Here is a 23,236-nt window from a genome sequence, read left to right on the forward strand (position 1 = left end):
AATGTAGTTTATGGTCCCGCTCGTCAGAGGCCACACCCGTTCGCTTGCGTATTCCATGCAGGGTTCGAGCTAAGCGTTTTCCAGCGTGAAGAGCTCCAAGTGTGGATGAAGTGTACCGTTTCCGCTGGCGACACCTCGAAATGGGACGATCAGAGGCCGATGGCCAATGACTTCCGTGGCATCTGACACGAACATGATGGACACCCGATTTTGACTGTTGAATTCTCCGAGCTGGGCCTGGGCGATAAAGTCACCGAAGCAGTCGCCGCAGCCGGCTATACCAAGCCGACCGATATCCAGGCGCAGGCCATTCCGCACGTCCTCGAGAAGAAGGACCTGATCGGCATAGCCCAGACCGGTACGGGCAAGACCGCGTCCTTCGTGCTTCCCATGCTCTCGCTGCTTGAAAAAGGCCGCGCCCGGGCTCGCATGCCCCGCACGCTTATCCTCGAGCCCACGCGCGAACTCGCGGCGCAGGTTCATGAAAACTTCGAGAAATATGGCAAGAATCACCGGCTGACTGTCGCCCTGCTCATCGGCGGCGTCTCCTTTGAAGACCAGAACAAGAAGCTCGACCGAGGTGCTGATGTCCTGATCGCCACACCCGGCCGCCTGCTCGATCATTTCGAGCGGGGGCGCCTGCTTCTGACCGGGGTCGATATTCTCGTCATAGACGAAGCCGATCGCATGCTCGACATGGGCTTCATCCCCGATATCGAACGCATCTGCGGACTGCTGCCGCCGCGCCGGCAGACCCTGTTCTTTTCGGCAACCATGCCGCCGGAAATCCAGAAACTGACCCAGCGCTTCCTTCGCGATCCGGTGAAGGTCGAAGTTGCCCGGCAGAACTCGACAAACGAGAATATCGATCAAAAGCTCTTGAAGGTCGGCAAAACCCCGGCCGAAAAGCGTGCCGCACTGCGTGACCAGATCCGCAGCGCCAAGGAGATGAAAAACGCCATCATCTTCTGCAATCGCAAGCGCGATGTCGCCACGGTGGCGCGATCACTCGAGCGCCATGGTTTTTCCGCAGGCGCCCTGCATGGCGACATGGATCAGAAATCGAGGATGGAGACCCTCGATCGCTTCCGCGCAGGATCGTTGCCCATTCTGGTAGCATCGGACGTCGCGGCCCGCGGCCTTGATATTCCCGCCGTGAGCCATGTTTTCAATTTCGATGTGCCCACCCATGCCGAAGACTATGTGCACCGCATCGGGCGTACGGGTCGTGCTGGCCGCTCAGGTTCGGCGATCACGCTGGTGGGACCCGGCGAGAGCAAATATGTCGACGCTATAACCAAATTGATCCAGCGCGACATCGAATGGCTCGATGCCGCTCCGGTGAGTGCACCTTCTCAAGGTGGCGATGCTCAACCAGAAGCCGCGCCGAAACGCTCGCGCCAGAAGAGCAAGCGACCCGCCGAAGATCAGCCCCGGCAAGGCAAGTCCGCCGAGCCCAAACGTCGGGAGACCTCCCGGCGTGGCAGCAATGACGACGGTCCGGCAAGCTTCAAGACCGAAGGACACATTCCGGCCTTTTTGCTCCGTCCCGTGGGCAAATAGCGCGCTGCCCCTACAGGAGCGCTATGCCATTGCTACGCAAACACATTTTTAACTGGACAACGAAGCGGCCAGACTTTAGCTAGTCGATCGTTCCGAGCCGGGGGGCCGCTGGCGCATTCGGACGCAGTTGCACATTGCGATGCACAGGTTTGATCTGCACGAGCTGAGGCTCTGATGTTGTCGATCTCCGTAGCACTTGCAATGGACGCTTTAAGGCGCGCTTAAACCATCCCGGCCTACGATTGGGCCAGAACAGGTGATGGTTGACGCATCGTGACGAACCTGGACTTTGACCGCGCGATTTGCCAATGCGGCGTTTGCATTGCTCAAGCGCTCGCAAATCCCTCCCTTTCCGATTTATTTCGAACTTTTCTATACCTACGCGACCGGCGCCAATACCGATCTCAACGCCGAGATCAACGCCATATTGCCGCAAGGCCCGCTCAGCATTGAAACGGCCTCGGCACTGTGCGAGCGCTTCCTCAAGATTTCGGATATAGAAGACAAGCTGCGCGCCATGTCGCAGATGATGAGCCAGAAGATCTCGGACGTAAACCAAGCGATCGATATCGCTATGGAGTCGGCCGATTCCTATTCCGGCTCGCTGCAACAGGCTTCGGGTGATCTCGAGGCCGGCATAGATGAGGACGCACTCAAGATGCTGTCCTCGCGCCTGCTCCAGGAAACGCGGCGCATGCAGGACATGAACAGACGTCTTGAAGCGGAACTGGAAAATTCCAAGCACGACATATCGCTGCTCCAGCGTGACCTTGACGAGGTGCGCAAGGAATCCATGCTCGATCCCTTGACCAAGATCCCCAACCGCAAACGCTTCGATGAACAGTTCGCCACAGAGCTGGAACGGATGGAGTCATCCAACGCTTCGCTCTCGCTATTGGTGTTCGATATCGACCATTTCAAAGCGTTCAACGACACCTACGGCCATCTGACCGGCGATCAGGTGCTGCGGCTGGTCGCTCAGGTGCTGAAAGCCAATCTCAAGGGCCGGGACATGCCGGCCCGGTTTGGCGGTGAGGAATTCATTGCCATCCTCCCCGAAACATCGCTTGATGGTGCGATCTCGGTGGCCGAAAGCATCCGCCGGTCGGTGCAGGCAAAGGAACTTCTCAAGCGCTCGACCAATGAAAAGCTTGGGCGCATCACCCTGTCGGTGGGCGCTGCCCAATGGCGAGAAGGCGACACTGTTGCCAGCCTGATCGAGCGGGCGGACAAGTGCCTCTATGCGGCCAAACGCGCCGGCCGAAATCGCGTGATGAGTGAGCGCGACGTACCCGGGGCAGCAACTGCCTCTGACGTGCCTAGCGACCTTAAACCGCCGTTGCTGCCCGAGCCTTGGCCAATTCGGCCAAATCGGCAGGTTTGAGCTGCACGCTCTCGCCGCAACCGCAGGCCCCTTCCTGATTGGGGTTATTGAAAGTGAACCCCGAGGACATTTTGGTTTCCTCGAAATCCATAACAGTACCCAACAGGAACAGCGTAGCCTTGGGCTCCACCCAAACATCAACGCCTTTATCCTGGATGTGATCGTCGCCCGCTACCGGCTCGGTCACATAGTCCAACGTATAGGCCATGCCCGCACAGCCTGCGTTCTTGACGCCGACGCGGACGCCGATCACCGGCTTGTCGCTGTCTTCGATAATTTCCTTGATGCGCTCGGATGCGGCATCAGTCAATTGCATGATCGCGAAGGCCATATCTACCACCAATTCAGCGCAACCTGCGCTTCCTCGCTCATCCGGTCCGGCCCCCAGGGCGGATCGAACACCATGTTGACTTCCACGTCCTGGATGCCTTCTACCGACCGCGCCGCATTCTCGACCCAGCCCGGCATTTCGCCGGCCACCGGGCAGCCAGGCGCAGTGAGAGTCATGTCGATGGTGAGCTTACGATCGTCGTCGAGGTCGACCTTGTAGATCAGCCCGAGTTCGTAGATGTCGACGGGAATCTCCGGATCGTACACCGTCTTGAGCGCGGCGATCAGATCAGCGGTGATGCGCTCCACGTCTTCCGGCGGCAATGCGGAGCCGCCTTCCACGAAGCCCTTGGCTTCGGTTTCGGTTTTTTCCGGTGCGGTATCAGTCATGACGGTCCAATATCAAAAGAAAGACTGCGCCTTTTCGATCCCCTCGACAAGCGCGTCCACATCGTCCTTTCCGTTATATAGGGCAAACGAAGCGCGGCATGTAGAGGTTGCCCCAAATCTTTGCAGCAGCGGCATGGCGCAATGGGTGCCGGCGCGCACGGCCACGCCGTAGCGGTCGAGAATGGTCGAAACGTCGTGCGCGTGGGCGTTTTCGAGCGTAAAGGCGAAAATCCCGCCTTTGTCCGGCGCCGTTCCGATCATGCGCAAGGCATTGATGCGCGACAGCCGCTCGGCAGCATAGCTCGCCACTTCATGCTCGTGCGCCTCGATCGCATCACGTCCAAGTTCGCGAACGTAATCGATGGCCGCCCCCAGCCCGATCGCCTGCACGATCGGCGGCGTCCCGGCCTCGAAGCGGTGCGGCGGCGCGTTGTAGGTGACCATATCCGTAGTCACCTCCTCGATCATCTCCCCGCCCCCAAGGAAGGGCTGCATCTCGGCCAGAAGCTCGTACTTGCCGTAGAGGACGCCGATTCCAGTTGGGCCGTAGAGCTTGTGCCCGGTAAAGACGTAAAAGTCCGCGCCGATATCCTGCACGTCGACCTTGGTGTGCACAGCGCCCTGACTGCCATCGATCAGCACTGGAATGCCGCGCGCATGTGCGATCTCGACGATCTCCTTAGCCGGGTTGATGCTGCCGAGCACGTTCGACATATGCGTGATCGCCACCATTTTCGTGCGGTCGGTCAGCGCAGCCGCGAAAGCATCGAGATCGAAGCTCCCGTCATCGGCCACATCCACCCATTTGATCACCGCGCCCTTGCGCTCGCGATGAAAATGCCAGGGTACGATGTTGGAGTGATGCTCGGCGATCGAGATAACGATCTCGTCCCCTTCCCCGATGCGTGGACCGGCGAAAGAGGATGCGACGAGATTGATCGCTTCAGTTGTCGAACGCGTGAAAACAATCTCCTCGACCCGGCCCGCGTTGAGGAAGGCCCGCACCTTCTCGCGCGCTGCCTCGAACGCTTCGGTCGCCCGGTTGGCCAGCGTATGAAGTCCGCGATGGACGTTGGCATATTCATGCCGGTAGGCATGGTCCATGCGGTCGAGCACTTGCACCGGCTTTTGCGCCGAGGCACCGGAGTCGAGATAGACCAACTGCCGCCCGTGGATTTTCTCCTCGAGAATGGGGAAATCCACGCGAACGGCTGCGAGATCGAAAGCCATCAGGCGTCCTTCTTGAGCCAGCGCTCCACAATTCCCGACAGCGCTTCGGCAACGTATTCATCGTCGACCGCTTCGGTGATCTCTTCCAGGAAGGCGCGGATCAGCATCGTCTCGGCCTCTGCTTTGGGAATGCCGCGGCTCATCAGGTAGAACAGCGAAGTCTCGTCAAGATCGCCACAGGTTGCGCCGTGGCCGCAGACCACGTCGTCGGCGAAGATTTCGAGTTCCGGCTTGGCCAGGATTTCCGCTTCTTCCGAGAGCATCAACCCCTGGGTCATCATCTTGGCGTCGGTCTTTTGCGCATCGACCGCCACGTTGATCTTGCCCTGGAACACCGCCCGGCCACGCCCGCGTGCGATCTGCTTATAGAGCTCGGCCGAAGTCGTGTTGGGCACGCCATGAGTCACATCGAGCGTGATGTCGCGGTGTTCGTCGGTATCGACAACGTTGAGTCCGAAGAAATCCCCGTGCGAACCTTCACCGACGAAATCGGCGAATACATTGGCCCGGGCTAGATGCGCGCCGGCATTGATAACGATCGACTTGAGATTGGCGTCCCCCGCGATGCGGTATTCGACGGTCGCGAAATTAGTCGCCTGTCGGGCCGAAAGATCAACCAGCACATGGGTGACCTCAGCACCTTCGCCCAGCGAGACGAAGCTGCCCGAATTGCCCATATGCGCTGCATCGCTGCCCGAGATAGTTTCGACGATCGTGACCTTGGAGCCGGGCGCGACATTGACCCTGGCACCGGACTGCACGTGAGCGGCCTCGCCTTCGAGCCGCCGGTCGACATGGATCACCGGATCGACCGATCCGGCAAGCTCCAGCGTCAGCGATTCAGCGACCATTGCAGCGTTGAGCCGAACGATGACATCGTCTCGCGTGGTCAGCACCGATCCCGCTGCCTTGCCGACGATCACGCCGGCCGGAGCCGTCGCTGCCGACTGCACGACCCCGTTGGCGATGACAACGCGGTAAGCACCGGGAATGTCGATCGCGGGCGCGCTTGCCTCGTTTGCGGTCTTCGCAAGCGGCGGCACCTGGCTCAGCAAGCTCTTGAGATCAGTGTAGTGGTAGGTCTCGACCCGGCGGGTCGGCAGTCCGATCACGCGCAGGCGCTCGGCCGCATCGGCGGCCCCGACGCTCTCGAGCTGGGCAACGAGGCTTTCCTCGGCGCCGCTCAGACGAACTGGCGTTTGAATGTTCACGGCGTCAAATCCTCAGGCAGCGTTGGTTTCGTCGAAGTCGGCATAGCCTTTGGCTTCGAGCTCGAGCGCCAGCGACTTGTCGCCGGTCTCAACCACCCGGCCGGCCGAGAACACATGCACGACGTCTGGAACGATATAGTTGAGCAGCCGCTGGTAGTGGGTGATGACCAGCATCGAGCGCTCCGGCGCACGTAGCTTGTTGACCCCTTCCGACACCACCTTGAGCGCATCGATGTCGAGACCGGAATCGGTTTCATCGAGGATGCAGAGCTTGGGCTTCAGCAGCGCCATCTGCAGGATTTCGGCGCGCTTCTTTTCGCCACCCGAGAACCCGACATTGAGTGGGCGCTTCAAGAACTCCTGCCGCACATCGAGCAGTGTCGAAGCGTCCTTGACCGCCTTCATGAACTCGGGCGTCGAAAGCTCCGCCTCGCCGCGCGCCTTGCGTTGGGCGTTCATGGCGGCTTTGAGGAACGTCATGGTCGCGACGCCCGGAATTTCGATCGGGTACTGGAAAGCCAGGAACAGCCCGGCGGCAGCGCGCTCGTCGGCTTCCATTTCCAGGAGATTTTCGCCGTCGAACAGAATCTCGCCGTCGGTGACCTCATAGTCTTCCTTGCCAGCCAGCACATAAGACAGCGTCGATTTGCCCGAGCCGTTCCGGCCCATGATGGCATGCACTTCGCCGCGATTGAGGGTGAGGTTCACCCCCTTGAGGATTTCGTTGTCCTCGACGCGGACATGCAGGTTCTTGATTTCAAGCAAAGGTGTCGTCATTTCAAATCCGGCCAGCGGCCGTCCCATATGGTTGGTGCCCCGTGAGGGCAAAACTGTTGCGACCGATCAGCCCACGCTGCCTTCGAGCGAGATGCCGATGAGCTTCTGGGTTTCCACCATGAACTCCATCGGTAGGTGCTGCAGCACGTCACGCACGAAGCCGTTGACGATCAGCGCCACGGCCTCTTCTTCGGAGAGCCCACGCTGCAGGCAGTAGAACATCTGGTCGTCCGAGATTTTCGAAGTCGTCGCCTCGTGTTCGAACACCGCCGAGGAATTGCGGCTCTCGATATAAGGCACCGTATGCGCCCCGCAGCGGTCACCGATCAGCAGGCTGTCGCACTGGGTGAAGTTACGCGCGTTCGTCGCCCGACGATGCGCCGAGACCTGCCCGCGATAGGTGTTATCGGAATTGCCCGCAGCGATACCCTTGGAGATGATGCGCGAGGACGTGTTCTTGCCCAAGTGCAGCATCTTGGTTCCGCTATCGACCTGCTGCTTTCCATTGGAAATGGCGATCGAATAGAACTCGCCGCGCGAGCCATCGCCGCGCAAGATGCAGCTCGGATACTTCCAGGTGATCGCCGAACCGGTTTCGACCTGTGTCCAGGAGATCTTGGAATTCTTTCCGCGGCAATCGCCACGCTTGGTGACGAAGTTGTAGATGCCGCCCTTGCCTTCCTTGTCGCCCGGATACCAGTTCTGGACGGTGGAATACTTGATCTCCGCATCATCCAACGCCACCAGTTCGACAACAGCCGCATGTAGCTGGTGCTCGTCGCGCATGGGCGCCGTGCAGCCTTCGAGATAGCTCACATAGGAGCCTTCCTCGGCGATGATCAGCGTGCGTTCGAACTGCCCTGTATTCCGCTCATTGATGCGGAAATAGGTGGAAAGCTCCATCGGGCAGCGCACACCCTTGGGAATGTAGACGAACGAACCGTCGGTAAAGACCGCCGAATTGAGCGTGGCATAGAAATTGTCGGTCACGGGCACCACCGAACCGAGGTACTTCTTCACCAGCTCGGGATGCTCACGCACAGCTTCCGAAATCGAGCAGAAAATGATGCCCTGCTTGGCCAATTCCTCACGGAAAGTCGTAACCACCGACACCGAATCGAAGACGGCGTCGACGGCCACATTGCCGCTGAACGGAGTGCCCTGCGGCTCGCCCGCATCCTGCACGCCGGCCAGGATCTTTTGCTCTGACAGCGGAATACCGAGCTTTTCGTAGGTCGCCAGCAGTTCAGGATCGACCTCGTCGAGCGACTTGGGCCCGTTCACGCCCTTCGGAGCCGAGTAGTAATGCTGGTCCTGGAAATCGATCGCCGGATACGAGACGCGCGCCCAAGTCGGCTCTTCCAGCGTCAGCCAACGGCGGAACGCTTCGAGACGCCATTCAAGCATCCATTCGGGCTCGTTCTTCCGCGCCGAAATGAACCGCACCGTTTCCTCGGTCAGCCCCTTGGGTGCCTTGTCGGATTCGATGATCGTCTCAAAGCCATATTTGTACTTGTCGACGTCGAGTGCCAGAACCTGATCGACCGTGTCACGATCGATGTTTTCCTTGAGCGTCGGAATGTCAGCATAATTTGACATGGTAGTCTCCACTTTCTAAGCCGCCGCGCCTTTTTGGCGATGGCGGCTCAGCACCGTTTCATAGGCCTTGAAGAAGGCGTCGATTTCCTCGGCGGCCGAAGACCAGCCGAAACTGACCCGAAGGCCGCATTCACTTAACTCGGGCGCTACACCCATGGCGCTAAGCACATGAGAGCGTCCCACCTTGCCCGACGAGCAGGCCGAACCGGACGAAACGGCGATGCCGGCCAGATCCAGGCTCATCATCGCTACGGTGTTCTTGAGCCCCGGCACCGCGAAATTGACGGTAGTGCCGATCCGCTCGGTTTCTCGGCCAAAGATCACGGCATCGGGCGCGACCATCAGAAGCCGTTCCTCGAACTGCTCAACAAGCCCCCCGACGCGCTCGACCGAGAAAGCCTCGTCAAACCCTTCGCAGGCCGCCCCGAACCCCGCGATCAGCGCCGCCGATTCGGTGCCACCGCGCCGACCCTGCTCCTGTCCGCCGCCAGGAACCAGCCGCACAGTATCGGCGTGCCCCTTGACAAGCAGCGCGCCGATCCCAGCCGGCCCGCCGATCTTGTGGGCGGAGATGGCCATCATATCGGTAGGCGAGGCCGCAAAGTCCAGATCGCGCTTCCCGAAAGCCTGCACTGCGTCGATGACGAGAATATGGGGTGTCGGCCCCACCATCGCCTCGATCCGCCCGCGCGGCTGGATAACGCCGGTCTCGTTGTTGACCCAGGAAAAGGCAACCAGCAGCTTTTCACCGGCGAGGTTCGCGGTCTCGATATGCTGTCCCAGCGCCTCGATATCGATAAGTCCATCCTTATCGACTCCGACCACCCGCACCGAAACGCCCGTGGCTTCGGCGGCCTTGAGCGTCGCCGCATGATCGGTGGCGCACAGGATCACCCTGTCGATCGCAAACGCCTTGACGCCCCCGACGATAGCCTGGGTGATAGCCTCGGTGGCAGAGCCGGTAAACACCACCTGCTTCGCCTCGGCTCCGGCCGCTTTCGCCACCTTGTCCCGCGCTGCATCGATAAGGGCACGCAAAGCCCGGCCCGGCCCGTGGACCGAGGATGGGTTGCCCGTCATGGCAAGCGCAGCAACCATCGCCTCGCGCGCGCGCGGCAACAAAGGCGCCGAAGCGTTATGATCGAGATATGCGCTCATCGACCCGTCAACTCGCTGCGGCGTCCGGCTGGACCTTGCCACAGCAAACAATCCTTGAAATTCGACTCACTCCTTAAGTAAAAGGAGCGCTCACAAACGCCGGGGAGCCGGCACGAAATCCATTTGGAATTATTCTAAACTGGTTTTCATGGTCAGTTTTATGGGCACCCAGCCCGTTCGTCAAGCCGAGGCGCGGCCTCACGCATAGCTCCCATGCGGTACAAAGAGCATAAAGGTAAGAGTAGATGCCTGAAGTGATTTTCAACGGACCCGAGGGCCGGATCGAAGGCCGGTACCAGCCCGGCAAGGAGCCCAACGCGCCCGTTGCGATCGTTCTTCATCCCCACCCGCAATTCGGCGGCACGATGAACAACCAGATCGTCTACAATCTCTTCTATATGTTCGTGAAACGCGGCTTTGCCGTGCTGCGCTTCAACTCGCGCGGCGTCGGGCGCTCTCAAGGCATTTTCGACCACGGCATCGGTGAACTCTCCGATGCCGCCGCCGCGCTCGACTGGCTGCAGGCATTGAACCGCGAGAGCCGCGGGTGCTGGATCGCTGGCTTCTCGTTCGGCGCCTGGATCGGCATGCAGCTCCTGATGCGCCGTCCCGAAGTCGAGGGCTTCATTTCGGTTTCGCCCCCGGAAAACCTCTATGATTTCTCGTTCCTGGCGCCCTGCCCCTCCTCGGGCCTGATCATCCATGGCGACAAGGACCGCGTTGCGCCTCCCGAGGCCGTTCAGAAACTCGTAGACAAACTCAAGCTGCAGAAGGGCATCACCATCGAGCAACAGATCGTGGAAGGCGCCAACCACTTCTACGAAAACCGGATCGATGAACTGATCGAGGCGTGCGGCGAGTACCTCGACCGTCGCCGGGCCGAGATCGCCGCCGGCGGCGGACGCTAACCCTGCGATCGTTTGGGAGCCTTAAGGCTCCTCGCGAATCTCATCCTGGGCGGCAAGGGCGCCCGACCAAGGGGATGATTTCGAGCCCAACCCGCCCGGCGCAAGATCGCCGGGCAGCTTCAACGCTCTGGAATCAAGACCAATGACCCATTTCAAATCCGAATTCCTTCATACGCTCTCCGAGCGCGGCTTCATCCACCAGATCTCCGATCCCGAGGGACTGGACAAGAAATTCTCGACCGAGATCGTCACCGGTTATATCGGCTACGATCCCACGGCGGCTTCGCTGCATGTTGGGCACCTCATGCAGATCATGATGCTCCATTGGATGCAGAAGACCGGCCATCGCCCCATTGCGCTCATGGGCGGCGGCACCGGCATGATCGGCGATCCCTCCTTCAAGGACGAGGCCCGCAAGCTCCTGACCGTCGAAGGCATTGGCGCCAATATCGAAGGCATCAAGCAAAAGTTCTCCAACTTCCTCGATTTCGATCGCGCCGAGAACCCGGCCATCATGGCCAACAACGCCGATTGGCTGCTCGATCTGGGCTATATCGCCTTCCTGCGCGATGTGGGCCGGCATTTCTCGGTCAACCGCATGCTGAGCTTCGATTCGGTCAAGCTGCGGCTGGACCGCGAGCAGTCGCTCTCGTTCCTCGAATTCAACTACATGATCCTGCAGGCCTACGATTTCGTCGAGCTCAACCAGCGCTACGGCTGCACCTTGCAGATGGGCGGCTCGGACCAATGGGGCAATATCGTCAACGGCCTCGATCTGGGCCATCGCATGCTCGACACCCAGTTCTACGCGCTGACCTCGCCGCTGCTCACCACGGCCTCCGGCCAGAAGATGGGCAAGACCGCCAACGGAGCCGTGTGGCTCAACGCCGATGCGCTCTCGGTCTATGATTTCTGGCAGTACTGGCGGAACACCGAGGATGCCGACGTAGAACGGTTCCTCAAGCTCTTCACCACGCTTCCGCTCGATGAGATCGCCCGCGTCGTCGGCGGCGTCGCCACCGACATTAACGAAGCTAAGAAGGTGCTGGCGACCGAGGTCACCGCGCTCGTCCATGGTCGCTCCGCTGCCGAGGAAGCCGCGGCGACCGCCATAGCGGTCTTTGAAGCCGGACAACTCGATCTTTCGCTGCCAACTATCCAGATCGGCTGGTCGGCCCTGCGCGGTGGCCTTGGCATCCTCGCCGCTACGGTTACTGCCGGTCTCGCCGCTTCAAACGGTGAAGCCCGCCGTCACATCCAGGCTGGCGCACTCCGCGTGAACGACGAGACGGTCACTGACGAGAAGATGAGCCTCGGCGAAGCCCAGGTCCTCTCCGAAGGCGTCATCAAGCTTTCGATCGGCAAGAAGCGCCACGTGCTCTTAAAGCCGGTCTGATCCAAAGGAAGCCGGGACATCACTCCCCGGCTTCCAGCGCCTCAGCGATCCGTGGCAACAGCCGATCCAGCGCGTAAGGGATGGAAAGCTGCGATAGCCACGACGGCTTCATAGTTGATCTCCATGCCCAGCCAGACCTCCGGCCGCGCATCTCGCAGCAGCGGCTCCGCCCAAGGCCCGACCCCGCCTTCGAAGCCAAGTTGGGATTGAATACCCACCGGCACTACGCCAAGCGCCAGCAGTGTTTCCGCGTCCCGGTTGGTCATCGCTACGATGCGCTCCGGTTCCGCCGGCACGACTGTCTGCCCCAGCGCGTGTTCGACGACGGCCGGAAACTCTCCGGCCTTGGTTTGGAACGCACCCAAGGCAACGGCAACTATGATGAGCCACCATAAAATTCGCATAACACCGCTCCCGCGGATCAATTGAGCTGGTTCGCCGCCCGGTATTCGAACAGCGTCCGAAACACTCCCGGCGCGAGGATCGAAACCGGGTTGACCAGCAATTCGGGCTGGCTGAGCGGTCCGCGCACCGCGAACGTCACTCCGATAAGCCCCTCCCCCTCTCGCCCCCCGAAGATGGGTCCGAGGACTGGAATTTGCTGGAAGAAATTGTTGACCTCGAACAGCGGCACATAGGTTCCGGCGAGGTCGTATTGTCCCGCGTCAGTGAAAACATTTCCCCGGATCGTTCCGCCGACCGTATCACCATAAATGGCTGCATCCACCAGTTCGATCCGGTCGGAAAATCGCACGAACTCCGCCCTGCCATAATCGAACTCGATTGCAGAGGCGCCGCCCACCACTTCGCGCGATTCGTCATGCGAACCCACGATGGCATCGAGATTGACTTCATCTACGACGGCGAAATTACGCACGACGAATTCACCGGTGTCGGCCTGATGCGCCTCATCGAACCGCATCACCATACTGCCTTCGCCCCCCACCAGACGCGGGTAAATGCCGATGAAGCGCAGGGTCTCGCCCAGATCGTTGGTCGCATACGAAATCACGCGCCCCGAAGGCAGTGGATTGGTGGTGGCCGATGCCGACCTGCCACCGCTGAATTGCGCGGCTAGGTTGACACTGCGCAATTGCTCCCCCCGTACCGACAGATCGAGGTCCACGTTGAATACTGCCGTACCATAGTGACCAAGCGCACGGTCGAGGTCGACGCTGACGTTGAAGATCTGATCCTCGAGGTCTTCGCTCGCCTCGGCACTGGCATTCCCGTCCAGATTGAAGAAGCGCCCAAGCACCGGCTTGATGTCGAGCTGCTCGCCTTCGACCTCGAAGGCATAGCCTCCTTCGATCGGAGTCATACTCACCTGCGCATTGTCGCCCTCGCTCACCTGGAAGGTCGGAAAATCGGCCGAGACCAGCTCACCTTGCGTGGTGAGCGTCATATCGCCTTCCAGCCGCGCCGTCCCAAAAGCCAGCGTCACGTCGGAGATGGCAATCTCCTCCTCGTTTATCGCGACAATCGCCTCAAGACCGCCGCTGGTGCCGGCGGGCTTGGTGATTCCAATGTCCCTGATCGTGAGTTCCGTTTCCGTCAGGTCGGCGGCAATCTCGATCGTTCCGTCGTTGAGCGGCTTGGCCACTACCCGAACCGATCCGCCCATGAATTCGGAAAGATCGATCCCCAGGGCCGCGGCATCGGAAACATCGAACGTCGAGCCAATAAGCACCTCGGGTGCTCCTGCGCCCGACTGGGTGGCTTCGATGTCGACCTCCGCTTCCCCGACATTGGCATCACCGGTTACGTGGAACCCGGCCTGCGATGCCGTAAAATTGAAATCGCCATCATCGAACGCGACGCCCTGTATCGGCTGGCTGCTTGCCAGATCGGTGATCGAGCCGTTGAGCGTGTAGTCGGTTTTGGTCGATCGCCCGGTATCGTCGGTTTCGATCGTGGCAATGATGGTCGACTGTACCTGCCCGGTCAAATCGTCCGCGAGGTCCTCGATATCGACGCCGATATCGAAATCCTCGAGCAGTTCGAGCGTTTCTCCACTGGCGATTTCCAGTATCCCCGGCACCGAGCCTGTCACGTCCCCGGAAATCTCGAAGATCTGCTCGGCTGCCGAGATATCCTGGTTGATATAGGCGGCATTGGTGATCGCAACCTCATCACCAAATTCGGGCACCCGGGCTCTTTCGAAAGCCATGGTGAGCTGGTTGTCGCGCATGGTAAGCCGCGCTTCTCCCTCGACCTGGACTTCAGGGAGTCCGTCGATGGGCAAAAGCTGCACACCGCTCCCCACCAGGTCCACTCGCATAGCGCCCTGAGGCATCGGTCGCGGCTCGCCATCCATCGAGATGCTGCCAACTGGGAAGTTGAAGTGCATATCGGCCGACTGGACGGACCCGTCAGCCACATATTCGGCAAACCACTCCCGGCCTTCACGCGCGAACGGGTAGGGCCAGAGCCGCTTGATATCATCCGCAGAAGCGCCCCGGCCGCTCAGGGTTACGTCAAGCCCAACGCCCTCGCGTACCATGTCGACGCGCCCCTGCAGTACAACGCTTACGCCTTCCTTGGCGGCGACCATTCTGTCGATGCCCAGTGCACCGTAGAGCGGCGCCGACCATCCCTCGAAATGGATTTCCTCGAACGGCTCGGTCGGCGCCTCGAGGTCGTCAGGATGCAGCCACACGTCTCGCGCCCGGATCGACATGCCCAGTGTGGGCCCGAACTGGTCGTCGAAGCCCATTACGATGTCGCCACCAATCGTCGCCCTGCTTTGCCCGATCGCCACCTCGACGTCGGCGACGCTGAACAGTGATTGCTCCGGATCCCACTCCACAAGGATCGGCTCGGCCGAAATCGGAAACATGTCATTGTTGAGCCGCAGCTCTGTGCCTGAAACATCGACAGTGATGCGGCCGGTTTCCACCTTGCTGTCCTCGCCTCCCGGTCCGAAGTCGACAGACAGTCCAAGCTCCCCCGCACCGCGCAGCGCCGCCAAGCCCTTTGCATCATCGAGAAACGGCACGATCGTCGAAAAATCGAGATTGCGAATGCCTGCCTCGATCTGCGCACCGTCGTCCCCGATCTCCCGGACGATCTCGCCTTCCATGACATTACCGGCGATGCGCGCCGAAAAGTCGACGGCCACGCGCCCATCGATGCGCCCGGACCGCACATCCACATTGACCTGATCGAAGGATTTATAGAGCCCGTAAACGGTATCGAGAACGCCCATCGAGCCGTCGCGGATTTCCACCCGGCGCACCTGCCCCGCCATCGCCTGTTCGGCAAGCTGAGCCAGCGACTGATTGAGCGCCTGGACATTGAGCACCATCCAGTCATTGTCCGAGCGCAGCCCGAGGTCGGCAGCCCGGTCCTCCCCCAGTGAGATGCCGTCATCGCCGATCTGCACTGCCGGTGCGCTCTCTTCCCCCTCCAGAACGCGCACTACTGTTTCTCCGGTCCCCTCCACTTCGAGGAACTCGAAGCGGGAAAGGCGCGGACCGAGCAGGTTCTGCAGCATCTGAAATTTCGGTTCGATCAAAATGACCCGGGCGTCGGGGCGCCCCATGGCGGCGCCGATGGGAGAAAGCCCGATTTCCAACGCCTCCATCCCGATTGTCGCGTCCGTCGCCCGCTCGGTGAGCGTAACCGTTGAAAAATGGAAACCGATGCTCACCGGCCCGGTCAGCGACAGTCCGAAGTCTTGCCAGTCAACGACGAAGTTTTCCGCAACGACACCGGCAATCGCGCCCTTGACCCGATCGGACAGGAAGTTGAGCGAGATTGGCCCGAACAGCAGGCGCACATAAAGAACGGCGAAGGCGACGAACAATCCGATGCCGATCCAGGCCAGCACCTTGAGCGCCAGCCGCCGTTGCGCTCCCGAGATGGCTTGCCAGGGACGTGTCGTCTCAATCACTGTCAGGTGCAGGTTCCATAGAATCCGCCAAAAGGGCTGGAGAATCGGCTCTTAAAGCTGTCTCTTACCGACCATATCGGCTTGAATATGGCGCTGGTAGCCGGTTTGGGAAAAACTGACGCTTGCACACAACTTGGAGGGAACGCACATGACCCAATTGGCCGCCGGACAAGCTGCCCCGGACTTCACCCTCCAGACCGATACCGGAGCGCACTTCACCCTCTCGGATCAGCGCGGCAAATCGGTGCTTATCTACTTCTATCCACAGGCCGACACGCCGGCCTGCAATGACGAGAATCTTTCCTTCACTGCCCACGCCGACTGGTTCGCCGAACACAACACCCTGCTTGTCGGCATCTCCCCCGACAGCGTTGAAAAGCTTGCACGTTTTCGCGCCGACTACTCACTCTCGCCCATCTTGCTTTCCGATCCCGATCACAAGGCCATCGGCCCTTTCGGCGTCTGGGGCGAAAAGACCAATTACGGACGCACCTATCAGGGATTGATCCGCTCGACCTTCCTTATCGACGCCGACGGAAAGATCGCCAGGATCTGGCCCAATATCCGCGCCAAAGGCCATGTGGAACGCGTGGTCAAGTCCTTGGGTTAGCTCGCCATTAACCATAGAGCGCCATAGTCCCCTCAGATGTGCGTTTTGCGTCTTTGGGGGCTATCAGTGCAGGCGGGCGATCAGTCCATTACGCTGGGCCGGCAGCAGGTCCGAGTGCGATCTGGCCGCCGCATCGGCGCTTACATCCTCTACATGGGGATCGTCACTGTTCTTCTCGTGTCTAATGCACTGACCGCCTTGGCTCTTTATTTCGCGCCTGAGGTCAGCGCGTTAATGCGCGATGACAATTCGGCTCTGCTTGCTGCTTACGAGCAGCGCATCACCGAACTGCGGCTGGAAGTCGACCGGCTGCATTCGCGCCAATACGCGCAGATGGGCGATATGAACCTGCAGATGCACGAACTGGTCCAGCAGCAGGAGGTATTGTCCGAGCAGCATGAATATGTCCGGGCCCTCACCGAAATGGCGCGGGAAATGGGCATTGCCCAAGCCCCTGCTGCGACGGCCGATGTCACTGCTCCCACACCGCCCCTTTCGGGCGACACGGCCGCGCTGGCCGAAAGTCTGATCGCCATGCAGGAAGATACCCGCATGGCGCTCGTATCGTTGTCGGATGCTGCGACGCTGTCGGCCAACGACATTCTCACCCGGTTGCGGAGCGTCGGCATCGAGCCGGAACTGGCGGCAGAAGGTGTTGGCGGTCCGTTCATTCCCGCCCAGGGCGAAGGCCTTTCGATCATCGATGAAGCCAATGCCGTCGCCGATGCCCTCGCCCGCTATCAATCCGCACGACACGCCTTGCTGAAAGCTCCTGTGCAGACGCCCATTTCCGGCACGGGAACCGTGACCTCCAATTTCGGCAACCGCACCGATCCGTTCCTCAAGCGCGCCGCCTTTCACGCCGGCATAGACTTCCGCGCCAGCACCGGCACGCCAGTCCTCGCCGCCGCGAGCGGCACCGTGAAGTTTGCCGGCGGCAATGGCGGCTACGGCAATATGGTGGAGATCGACCACGGCAATGGCTATGCCACCCGCTACGCCCACTTAAGCCAGATCGCCGTTGCTATTGGCCAGACCGTCACAGGCGGCCAGCGCATCGGCCTTGCGGGTTCCACTGGCCGCTCGACCGGCCCCCACCTCCACTTCGAAGTCCGCCGGAGTGGCAGCGCCATCGACCCGACCCGCTTCATCGCCGCTGGCCGGGCGCTGGCTGCATATCTCTAATCAGGCATCCTCGGTATCCGTGCCCAGCCTCTGAGCCAACGAGGCTTCCATGAACTGGTCGAGATCGCCGTCGAGCACGTCTGACGGCGAGGTGCTCTCAACCTGCGTGCGCAGATCCTTGACCAACTGGTAGGGCTGCAGAACATAGGAGCGGATCTGGTGCCCCCAGCCGATTTCGGTCTTGGATGCAGCCTCGGCATTGGCCGCCTCTTCGCGCTTTTGCAGCTCGAGCTCATAAAGCCGGGCCCGCAACATGTCCCAGGCCTGCGCCCGGTTCTTATGCTGGGATCGCTCATTCTGGCACTGCACGACAATGCCGGTCGGGATGTGCGTGATGCGCACGGCTGAATCGGTGGTGTTGACATGCTGCCCGCCCGCCCCCGAGGCACGGTACGTATCGATCCGCACATCCGATTCGTTGACCTCGATATCGATCGAATCGTCGATTACCGGATAAACCCAAACGCTCGAGAAGCTCGTATGGCGCCGCGCCTGGCTGTCATAGGGAGAAATGCGCACCAGCCGATGCACACCGCTTTCGGTCTTGAGCCAGCCATAGGCATTATGGCCTTTGATCAGGATCGTGGCGCCCTTGATCCCGGCTTCTTCTCCGGCGCTGTATTCGATGGTCTCGACCTTGAAGCCCCGCCGCTCGGCCCAGCGCGTATACATGCGGAACAGCATCTGCGCCCAGTCCTGGCTCTCGGTGCCACCGGCTCCGGAATGGACTTCCAGATAGCAGTCGTTGGAATCGGCTTCGCCCGACAGCAGCGTTTCCACGCGCATGCGCGCCGCCGTGCCCTGCAACTCGACCAGCGAACGCTCGGCCTCGGCCACGATCTCGCTATCGCCCTCGGCTTCGCCCAGTTCGATCAGTTCGATATTGTCGTTGAGACCCGATTCAAGTGTCCGCACGTCCGTGATGGCGACTTCCAGCGCCTGGCGCTCGCTCATCACTTTGCGGGCCTGGTCGGGATCATTCCAGAGATCACCCGATTCGGAACGGGCATTCAGTTCGTCGAGGCGTCTTTCGGCTGTATCCCAGTCAAAGATGCCTCCTCAGCAGGCTTAGGGCCTGCTTGATTTCGTCGACCGTCTTGAGAACGTCTGCGCGCATATCTCTTTCCGCGTATTCAAGTTCAGGGGTGACTTAACGGCATTGACCGGCACAATCAACCGCTGCCGGCCGATCAGAACAGCCCGCCGGGATTGAACGCCGGCTGCTGAGTCGCACCGGTCTGGATGTTGTCGAAGGCCTGGGAGTTGATGCCGATCACCGAGGTCGTGAGGTTCGGTCCCGTCCCCGGTTTGAACGCTTCCTCGACCCCCGAGCCTCCAGCGACGATTCCCACGCCCGTGACGGGATCGATCCAGTCCGTGTGCATGCCCGGCGGCATGCGGAACTGGGTGGGCGGAACACCTTCCAGAGCGGCTGATACGAAATCGGCGAAAATCGGCGCCGCCAGCTCGCCCCCCGTATAGCTCGAACCCATATTGCGCGGTGTGTCGTAGCCCACGTAGACGCCGACGGCGAGCTCGGGCGTAAAGCCCACGAACCAGGCGTCCTTGTAGTCGTTGGTCGTGCCGGTCTTGCCTGCCACCGGCCGGCCCACCGAACGCACGGCCGTGCCGGTCCCTCGCTGGACGACACCTTCCATCATCGACGTGATTTGATAAGCCGTCATCGGGTCAAGCACCTGCTGACGGGTATCAATGATCGTGGGAATACCCTGTCCTCGCCATTCAGGCTGCTCACAGCCTTCGCATAGCCGCTCATCGTGCTGGTAGATCGTTTCGCCATACCGATCCTGAATGCGGTCGATCAGCGTGGGGGTTATCTTGCGCCCGCCATTGGCGATGGTGGAATACGCCGCCGTCATGCGCAGCACGGTGGTTTCCCCCGCACCCAGCGCCATTGCCAAAACGTTCGGCATCTCGTCATAAACCCCGAACAACCGAGCATATTCCTCGATCATCGGTATGCCCAGATCCTGTGCCAGCCGCACCGTCATAACGTTGCGCGACAATTCGATGCCGCGCCGCAAGGTTTGCGGGCCATAGAACTGGCGCGCATAGTTTTCCGGCTCCCAGAAAGTGCCGTCGGCATTGGCGATCGACAGCGGCGCATCGAGGATAACCGAGGCCGGCGTATATCCGTTGTCCAGCGCCGCCGCGTACACGATAGGCTTGAATGAGGATCCCGGCTGGCGCATCGCCTGCGTGGCGCGGTTGAACTCGCTCTCGGCAAACGAGAACCCGCCGACCATGGCCAGAACACGCCCTGTGCGTGGATCCATGGCTACCAGCGCTCCTCCAACCTCGGGCACCTGCCGCAAGGTATAAACACCGTCCTCGCCCGCTACAGGCTCGACATAGACCACGTCGCCGACGTTCAAAAGTTCGCTCAGGGGCCGGCTTACCCAGGACACGGCCGATCCTGGCAGAGTTCCCGTCACGCGATCGGGGCTGACCCCGCCATCGACGTCGATCGTCGGCCGCAACCCGATGCGCGCGGAATTGTTCTCCATCTCGAGCACCACGGCCAGCGTCCATTCCGGCACATCCGAGAGGGGCGGCACCTCCGCCAGCGCCTGCCCCCAATCCTCGCCGAGTTCAATGGTCGCCTCGACCGCATGGAAGCCCTGGCGCTGGTCGTATGCGATCAGCCCATCCATCAGTGCCTTGCGCGCATGGAGTTGCATTTGTGGGTCGAGTGAGGTGCGCACCGACATGCCCCCGCCATAGAGGGTATCGAAGCCGTAGATCGAAGCGAGCTGCCGCCGCACCTCCTCGGTGAAGTATTCGGCCGAATAAAGCTGCGAGCCGCCCTGGCGCGGGATGACGTTGAGATTTTCGGCCTTATAGGCCTCCGCCTCCTCCAGCGTGACATAGCCGTTCTCGGCCATGCGATCGAGCACCCAGTTCCGCCGCTCGATCGCCGCCTCAGGCTGCCGGAACGGATGGTAGTTTGACGGCCCCTTGGGGAGCGCAGCCAGATAGGCCGCTTCGGCATAGGTTAGCTCATAGAGGCCCTTGTCGAAATAGTTGAGTGCCGCCGCCGCCACGCCATAGGAATTGAGCCCGAGATAGATCTCGTTGAGGTAGAGCTCGAGAATCTTGTCCTTGGACATTGCATTCTCGATGCGAAGTGCAAGAATGGCCTCCTTGATCTTGCGATCCCATGTCTGGTCGGAGGTGAGCAGGAAGTTCTTGGCGACCTGCTGGGTGATGGTCGAAGCCCCGACAAGACTGCCGGCCCCGCCATCGATCGTCTGCATGACATTATCCCGCGCCGCGCGGAACACGCCGGCGATGTCGATCCCGAAATGGGAATAGAAATCCTTGTCCTCGGCCGACAGGAACGCCTCGATCACCATGGGCGGGATCGTCTCTACCGGCTGGAACAGCCGGCGCTCGCGCGCGAATTCGGCCAGCAGCGTCCCGTCTGCCGCATGCACGCGCGTGGTGACCGGCGGCTGATAATCCATCAGCACCGTATAATCAGGCAGATCCTCGCTGAGGGACCAAACATAGTAGGAAACTGCGCCCAGAACGATGACGCCGCAGAAAACGCCAAAACCGAACAACCAGCTTAAAAGTCGAACCATCCAATTCCCACGCGGGCTCGTGCCCAAAGCTTCGCACTGATCCCCGCGATTCCTACTCTAAAGCGTGTCCAGCGAAAGTGGAAACGGTTTTGCGGTTCGGACACGCGACATAACAAGGAGTTAGAACCGAGGATTTTAAGCAATCAAATCCTCAACGGTTCCAACAGAATCCCGCCGTCCGTGGGGATAAACCCCGATCTTGCCATCAAAACGGTGTTTCCATCCGCCTGCCCGGAAAGAACGATAGCACTCCACACCAGATCGGTGGTGACACGCCATAACCAGTGGCTCGAAGGAGACGGAACGGGCGATTTCTCGTGCCGTCCAAGTGAATACCTCAAGTTTCCCGAAGCGGAACCCCCGGAATTCTCGCACCGGCAGTTATCTCATTGCCCGGTGCGCCGCCCGTCGAAATAAACAGCCACGCCCCGCGCCAGTGCGGCTGCCACGCGATCCAGCCATGCATCGGTCGTAAGGTTCTGCGTGTCGTCCGAGTTCGAAAGAAATCCGAGTTCGATCAGGACGGACGGAATATCGGGAGAATTGAGAACGAAAAAGTCCGCTTGCCGTAGCGGGAAACGGCGCAGTTGCACGGAAGGCTCGAGCTGTTCGATCAGCGCCTGCCCCGCCAGATAGGACTGCCTCCGCGTTTCGCGGGCGAGAAAATCGACGAGAACGTCCACGGCGCCCTCATCCTCGGGCGGAGAAAACCCCGCCACGAGATCGGCCCGATTCTCATTTTCGGCAAGCACCCGATCCAGGTCACTGGTCGCAAGATCGCCGCGCGTATAGATCGAGGCCCCTCGCACATCGGCCTGATCGAAGGAATCGGCATGCAGAGAAATAAACAGGTCGGCCTGGTTCTGTCGCGCGAGCGCGACGCGCTCGGAAAGCGTCAGAAAGGCATCGGTATCGCGTGTCAGCGCCACGTCAAACCGCCCAGTTTCAACCAGCAGGTTTTGTAGCTTGAGCGCGAAAGCCAGCACGATATTCTTTTCCTCCAGGCCATTGGTGGCCCTGGCGCCGCCATCCACCCCGCCATGGCCTGGATCGATAACCACCAGCGGCCGCACGGCGTCGGTCGCCGTCGCGGTCTCACCGGGCGCCGTCTGCCGACCGTCGAGCGCGGTTTCCGTCGGGGCCGTTTCGACTTCGGCCTCCTCAGCCTGCGTGTCGCGCACATTTGCTGCGAAATTTTCCGCCGTATCAGGCACCAGATCGATCACCAACCGCGCCGGCTGATCCTCAAAGGCGTCGAGAATGTAAGATTGCTGCACTTGAGCAGGTCCGGCCAGCGAGAGCGTGACGCGGACTCTCTGGCTGCCCGGTGTGTCCACGGTATAGCTGGTGATCAATCCGTCTCCGGCCGGTTGATTAGTATCCTCGGCGTCGCCGGTCTGGGCCCGCAGTTCCACGACCACGCTCATCGGATCGGCAACCGTATGAACGGCAAATTCGGTGGGCGTTGTCAGGTCCAGTACCAGCCGTGCGCGGTCCTGAGTGGCCGTGACCCGGGAGTCGAGCAGAGCAGGCGGCGTTGCCGCGTTCGTATTGCCCGCCGTCTCGGCAGGAGTGACCTCCTGCGCCGCGATCAACGACGCATTGAGGAACACACACACCAGGGCGAGAAAAATCAGCCTTGCACGCACTGCAGGAAAGATCATCGAAAACTCCAATTCGGGCGCACCTTATGCGATTCTCCGGCCAAATTAGGCAAGGACGTGATTTCCCCCCTCGCGATTGCAAGAAGGCGATCTTGAGCGGCAAAGCCATGGCAATCGCCTGTGCTGCGCTTGAACTTTCCCACCTCGAACGCCACATCCGACGCATCGGGTCGCCCGGCGATTGACTATTGCCAATTTGCAGGAACACCCGTAAGGACTGTAACTCGGTGCCAAAGAGTCTGCGCCCAAGCCCATATCGCCTCCGGCGCGACAAGCCGGCTTAGCCGGGCATGTGACGCGCGACTTGCATCGATTTACGAATATCGGG

At 60.6% G+C, this 23,236-nt stretch carries 18 protein-coding genes; 6 read left to right on the forward strand and 12 right to left on the reverse strand.

The genetic code is table 11. The features are described from left to right. Positions 1-210 precede the first annotated feature (210 nt). On the forward strand, positions 211-1,563 hold the full coding sequence (locus NO934_RS17870) for a DEAD/DEAH box helicase (protein ID WP_309161364.1): 1,353 nt from the start codon (positions 211-213) through the stop codon (positions 1,561-1,563). Positions 1,564-1,852: 289 nt separating this feature from the next. Next, positions 1,853-2,947: a diguanylate cyclase gene (locus NO934_RS17875; protein WP_309161365.1), complete on the forward strand. Its 1,095-nt coding sequence runs from the start codon at positions 1,853-1,855 to the stop codon at positions 2,945-2,947. Here NO934_RS17875 and sufA read toward each other — a convergent pair. From sufA to NO934_RS17910, 7 genes are all read right to left on the reverse strand, one after another. Further along, on the reverse strand, positions 2,892-3,278 hold the full coding sequence (sufA, locus tag NO934_RS17880) for a Fe-S cluster assembly scaffold SufA (protein ID WP_309161366.1): 387 nt from the start codon (positions 3,276-3,278) through the stop codon (positions 2,892-2,894). The genes NO934_RS17875 and sufA overlap by 56 nt on opposite strands. A gap of 2 nt (positions 3,279-3,280) precedes the next feature. Beyond that, positions 3,281-3,667, reverse strand: a complete 387-nt coding sequence (locus NO934_RS17885) for an SUF system Fe-S cluster assembly protein (protein ID WP_309161367.1) — start codon at positions 3,665-3,667, stop codon at positions 3,281-3,283. A gap of 12 nt (positions 3,668-3,679) precedes the next feature. Further along, positions 3,680-4,918: a cysteine desulfurase gene (locus NO934_RS17890; protein ID WP_309163759.1), complete on the reverse strand. Its 1,239-nt coding sequence runs from the start codon at positions 4,916-4,918 to the stop codon at positions 3,680-3,682. Then, positions 4,897-6,108: a Fe-S cluster assembly protein SufD gene (gene sufD, locus NO934_RS17895; protein WP_309161368.1), complete on the reverse strand. Its 1,212-nt coding sequence runs from the start codon at positions 6,106-6,108 to the stop codon at positions 4,897-4,899. The genes NO934_RS17890 and sufD overlap by 22 nt, the downstream gene beginning before the upstream one ends. Positions 6,109-6,120: 12 nt before the next feature. Next, positions 6,121-6,873 carry a Fe-S cluster assembly ATPase SufC gene (sufC, locus tag NO934_RS17900; RefSeq protein ID WP_309163760.1) on the reverse strand — a complete coding sequence of 251 codons (753 nt, stop codon included), beginning with the start codon at positions 6,871-6,873 and terminating at the stop codon, positions 6,121-6,123. A 78-nt stretch (positions 6,874-6,951) separates the two neighbouring features. Next, positions 6,952-8,484 carry a Fe-S cluster assembly protein SufB gene (sufB, locus tag NO934_RS17905; protein WP_309161369.1) on the reverse strand — a complete coding sequence of 511 codons (1,533 nt, stop codon included), beginning with the start codon at positions 8,482-8,484 and terminating at the stop codon, positions 6,952-6,954. A 15-nt stretch (positions 8,485-8,499) separates the two neighbouring features. After that, a complete protein-coding gene (locus NO934_RS17910) occupies positions 8,500-9,642 on the reverse strand; it encodes a cysteine desulfurase family protein (protein WP_309161370.1) in 1,143 nt (380 codons plus the stop codon). 245 nt (positions 9,643-9,887) lie between these two features. Between NO934_RS17910 and NO934_RS17915 the strand changes: the two genes are divergently transcribed. Together NO934_RS17915 and tyrS are read left to right on the forward strand one after the other, a co-directional pair. Next, entirely contained in the window at positions 9,888-10,550 is a 663-nt protein-coding gene (locus tag NO934_RS17915) for an alpha/beta hydrolase (RefSeq protein ID WP_309161371.1), read from the forward strand. Between the two features lie 142 nt (positions 10,551-10,692). Next, the gene (tyrS, locus tag NO934_RS17920) at positions 10,693-11,946 is read left to right on the forward strand and encodes a tyrosine--tRNA ligase (protein WP_309161372.1); all 1,254 of its coding nucleotides are present in this window, start codon (positions 10,693-10,695) and stop codon (positions 11,944-11,946) included. Between the two features lie 41 nt (positions 11,947-11,987). On the opposite strand, the gene NO934_RS17925 is transcribed toward tyrS, so the two are convergent. Further along, entirely contained in the window at positions 11,988-12,350 is a 363-nt protein-coding gene (locus tag NO934_RS17925; RefSeq protein WP_309161373.1) for a hypothetical protein, read from the reverse strand. A 17-nt stretch (positions 12,351-12,367) separates the two neighbouring features. After that, on the reverse strand, positions 12,368-15,841 hold the full coding sequence (locus NO934_RS17930; RefSeq protein WP_309161375.1) for a hypothetical protein: 3,474 nt from the start codon (positions 15,839-15,841) through the stop codon (positions 12,368-12,370). Between the two features lie 148 nt (positions 15,842-15,989). On the opposite strand from NO934_RS17930, the gene NO934_RS17935 reads away from it, so the two are divergent. Together NO934_RS17935 and NO934_RS17940 are read left to right on the forward strand one after the other, a co-directional pair. Next, complete coding sequence (locus tag NO934_RS17935) at positions 15,990-16,451, forward strand: peroxiredoxin (RefSeq protein ID WP_309161377.1); 462 nt, start codon at positions 15,990-15,992, stop codon at positions 16,449-16,451. Between the two features lie 66 nt (positions 16,452-16,517). After that, entirely contained in the window at positions 16,518-17,636 is a 1,119-nt protein-coding gene (locus NO934_RS17940) for a M23 family metallopeptidase (protein ID WP_309161378.1), read from the forward strand. Here NO934_RS17940 and prfB read toward each other — a convergent pair. The 3 genes from prfB to NO934_RS17955 all read right to left on the reverse strand — a co-directional run bounded on the left by prfB (position 17,637) and on the right by NO934_RS17955 (position 22,908). Next, positions 17,637-18,753 (reverse strand): peptide chain release factor 2 gene (prfB, locus tag NO934_RS17945; protein WP_309161379.1). Its coding sequence is split into 2 segments (ribosomal slippage): positions 17,637-18,683 and positions 18,685-18,753, totalling 1,116 coding nucleotides; the frame shifts between segments, so codons are not numbered across the junction. A gap of 73 nt (positions 18,754-18,826) precedes the next feature. Continuing rightward, positions 18,827-21,244 (reverse strand): penicillin-binding protein 1A, encoded by a 2,418-nt coding sequence (locus NO934_RS17950; protein ID WP_309161380.1) that lies wholly within the window; start codon positions 21,242-21,244, stop codon positions 18,827-18,829. Between the two features lie 386 nt (positions 21,245-21,630). After that, positions 21,631-22,908 (reverse strand): N-acetylmuramoyl-L-alanine amidase, encoded by a 1,278-nt coding sequence (locus NO934_RS17955; protein WP_309161381.1) that lies wholly within the window; start codon positions 22,906-22,908, stop codon positions 21,631-21,633. Positions 22,909-23,236 lie beyond the last annotated feature (328 nt).

The organism is Pelagibacterium sp. H642 (assembly GCF_031202855.1).
In the GTDB taxonomy this organism is placed as follows: domain Bacteria; phylum Pseudomonadota; class Alphaproteobacteria; order Rhizobiales; family Devosiaceae; genus Pelagibacterium.

Excerpts from the sequence above, each read along its gene's own strand:
- sufA (WP_309161366.1), bottom strand. The coding sequence starts at position 3,278 with ATGGCCTTCGCGATCATGCAATTGACTGATGCCGCATCCGAGCGCATC.
- NO934_RS17885 (WP_309161367.1), bottom strand. The coding sequence starts at position 3,667 with ATGACTGATACCGCACCGGAAAAAACCGAAACCGAAGCCAAGGGCTTC.
- sufB (WP_309161369.1), bottom strand. The coding sequence starts at position 8,484 with ATGTCAAATTATGCTGACATTCCGACGCTCAAGGAAAACATCGATCGT.
- NO934_RS17910 (WP_309161370.1), bottom strand. The coding sequence starts at position 9,642 with ATGAGCGCATATCTCGATCATAACGCTTCGGCGCCTTTGTTGCCGCGC.
- NO934_RS17915 (WP_309161371.1), top strand. The coding sequence starts at position 9,888 with ATGCCTGAAGTGATTTTCAACGGACCCGAGGGCCGGATCGAAGGCCGG.
- tyrS (WP_309161372.1), top strand. The coding sequence starts at position 10,693 with ATGACCCATTTCAAATCCGAATTCCTTCATACGCTCTCCGAGCGCGGC.
- NO934_RS17925 (WP_309161373.1), bottom strand. The coding sequence starts at position 12,350 with ATGCGAATTTTATGGTGGCTCATCATAGTTGCCGTTGCCTTGGGTGCG.
- NO934_RS17935 (WP_309161377.1), top strand. The coding sequence starts at position 15,990 with ATGACCCAATTGGCCGCCGGACAAGCTGCCCCGGACTTCACCCTCCAG.
- NO934_RS17950 (WP_309161380.1), bottom strand. The coding sequence starts at position 21,244 with ATGGTTCGACTTTTAAGCTGGTTGTTCGGTTTTGGCGTTTTCTGCGGC.
- NO934_RS17955 (WP_309161381.1), bottom strand. The coding sequence starts at position 22,908 with ATGATCTTTCCTGCAGTGCGTGCAAGGCTGATTTTTCTCGCCCTGGTG.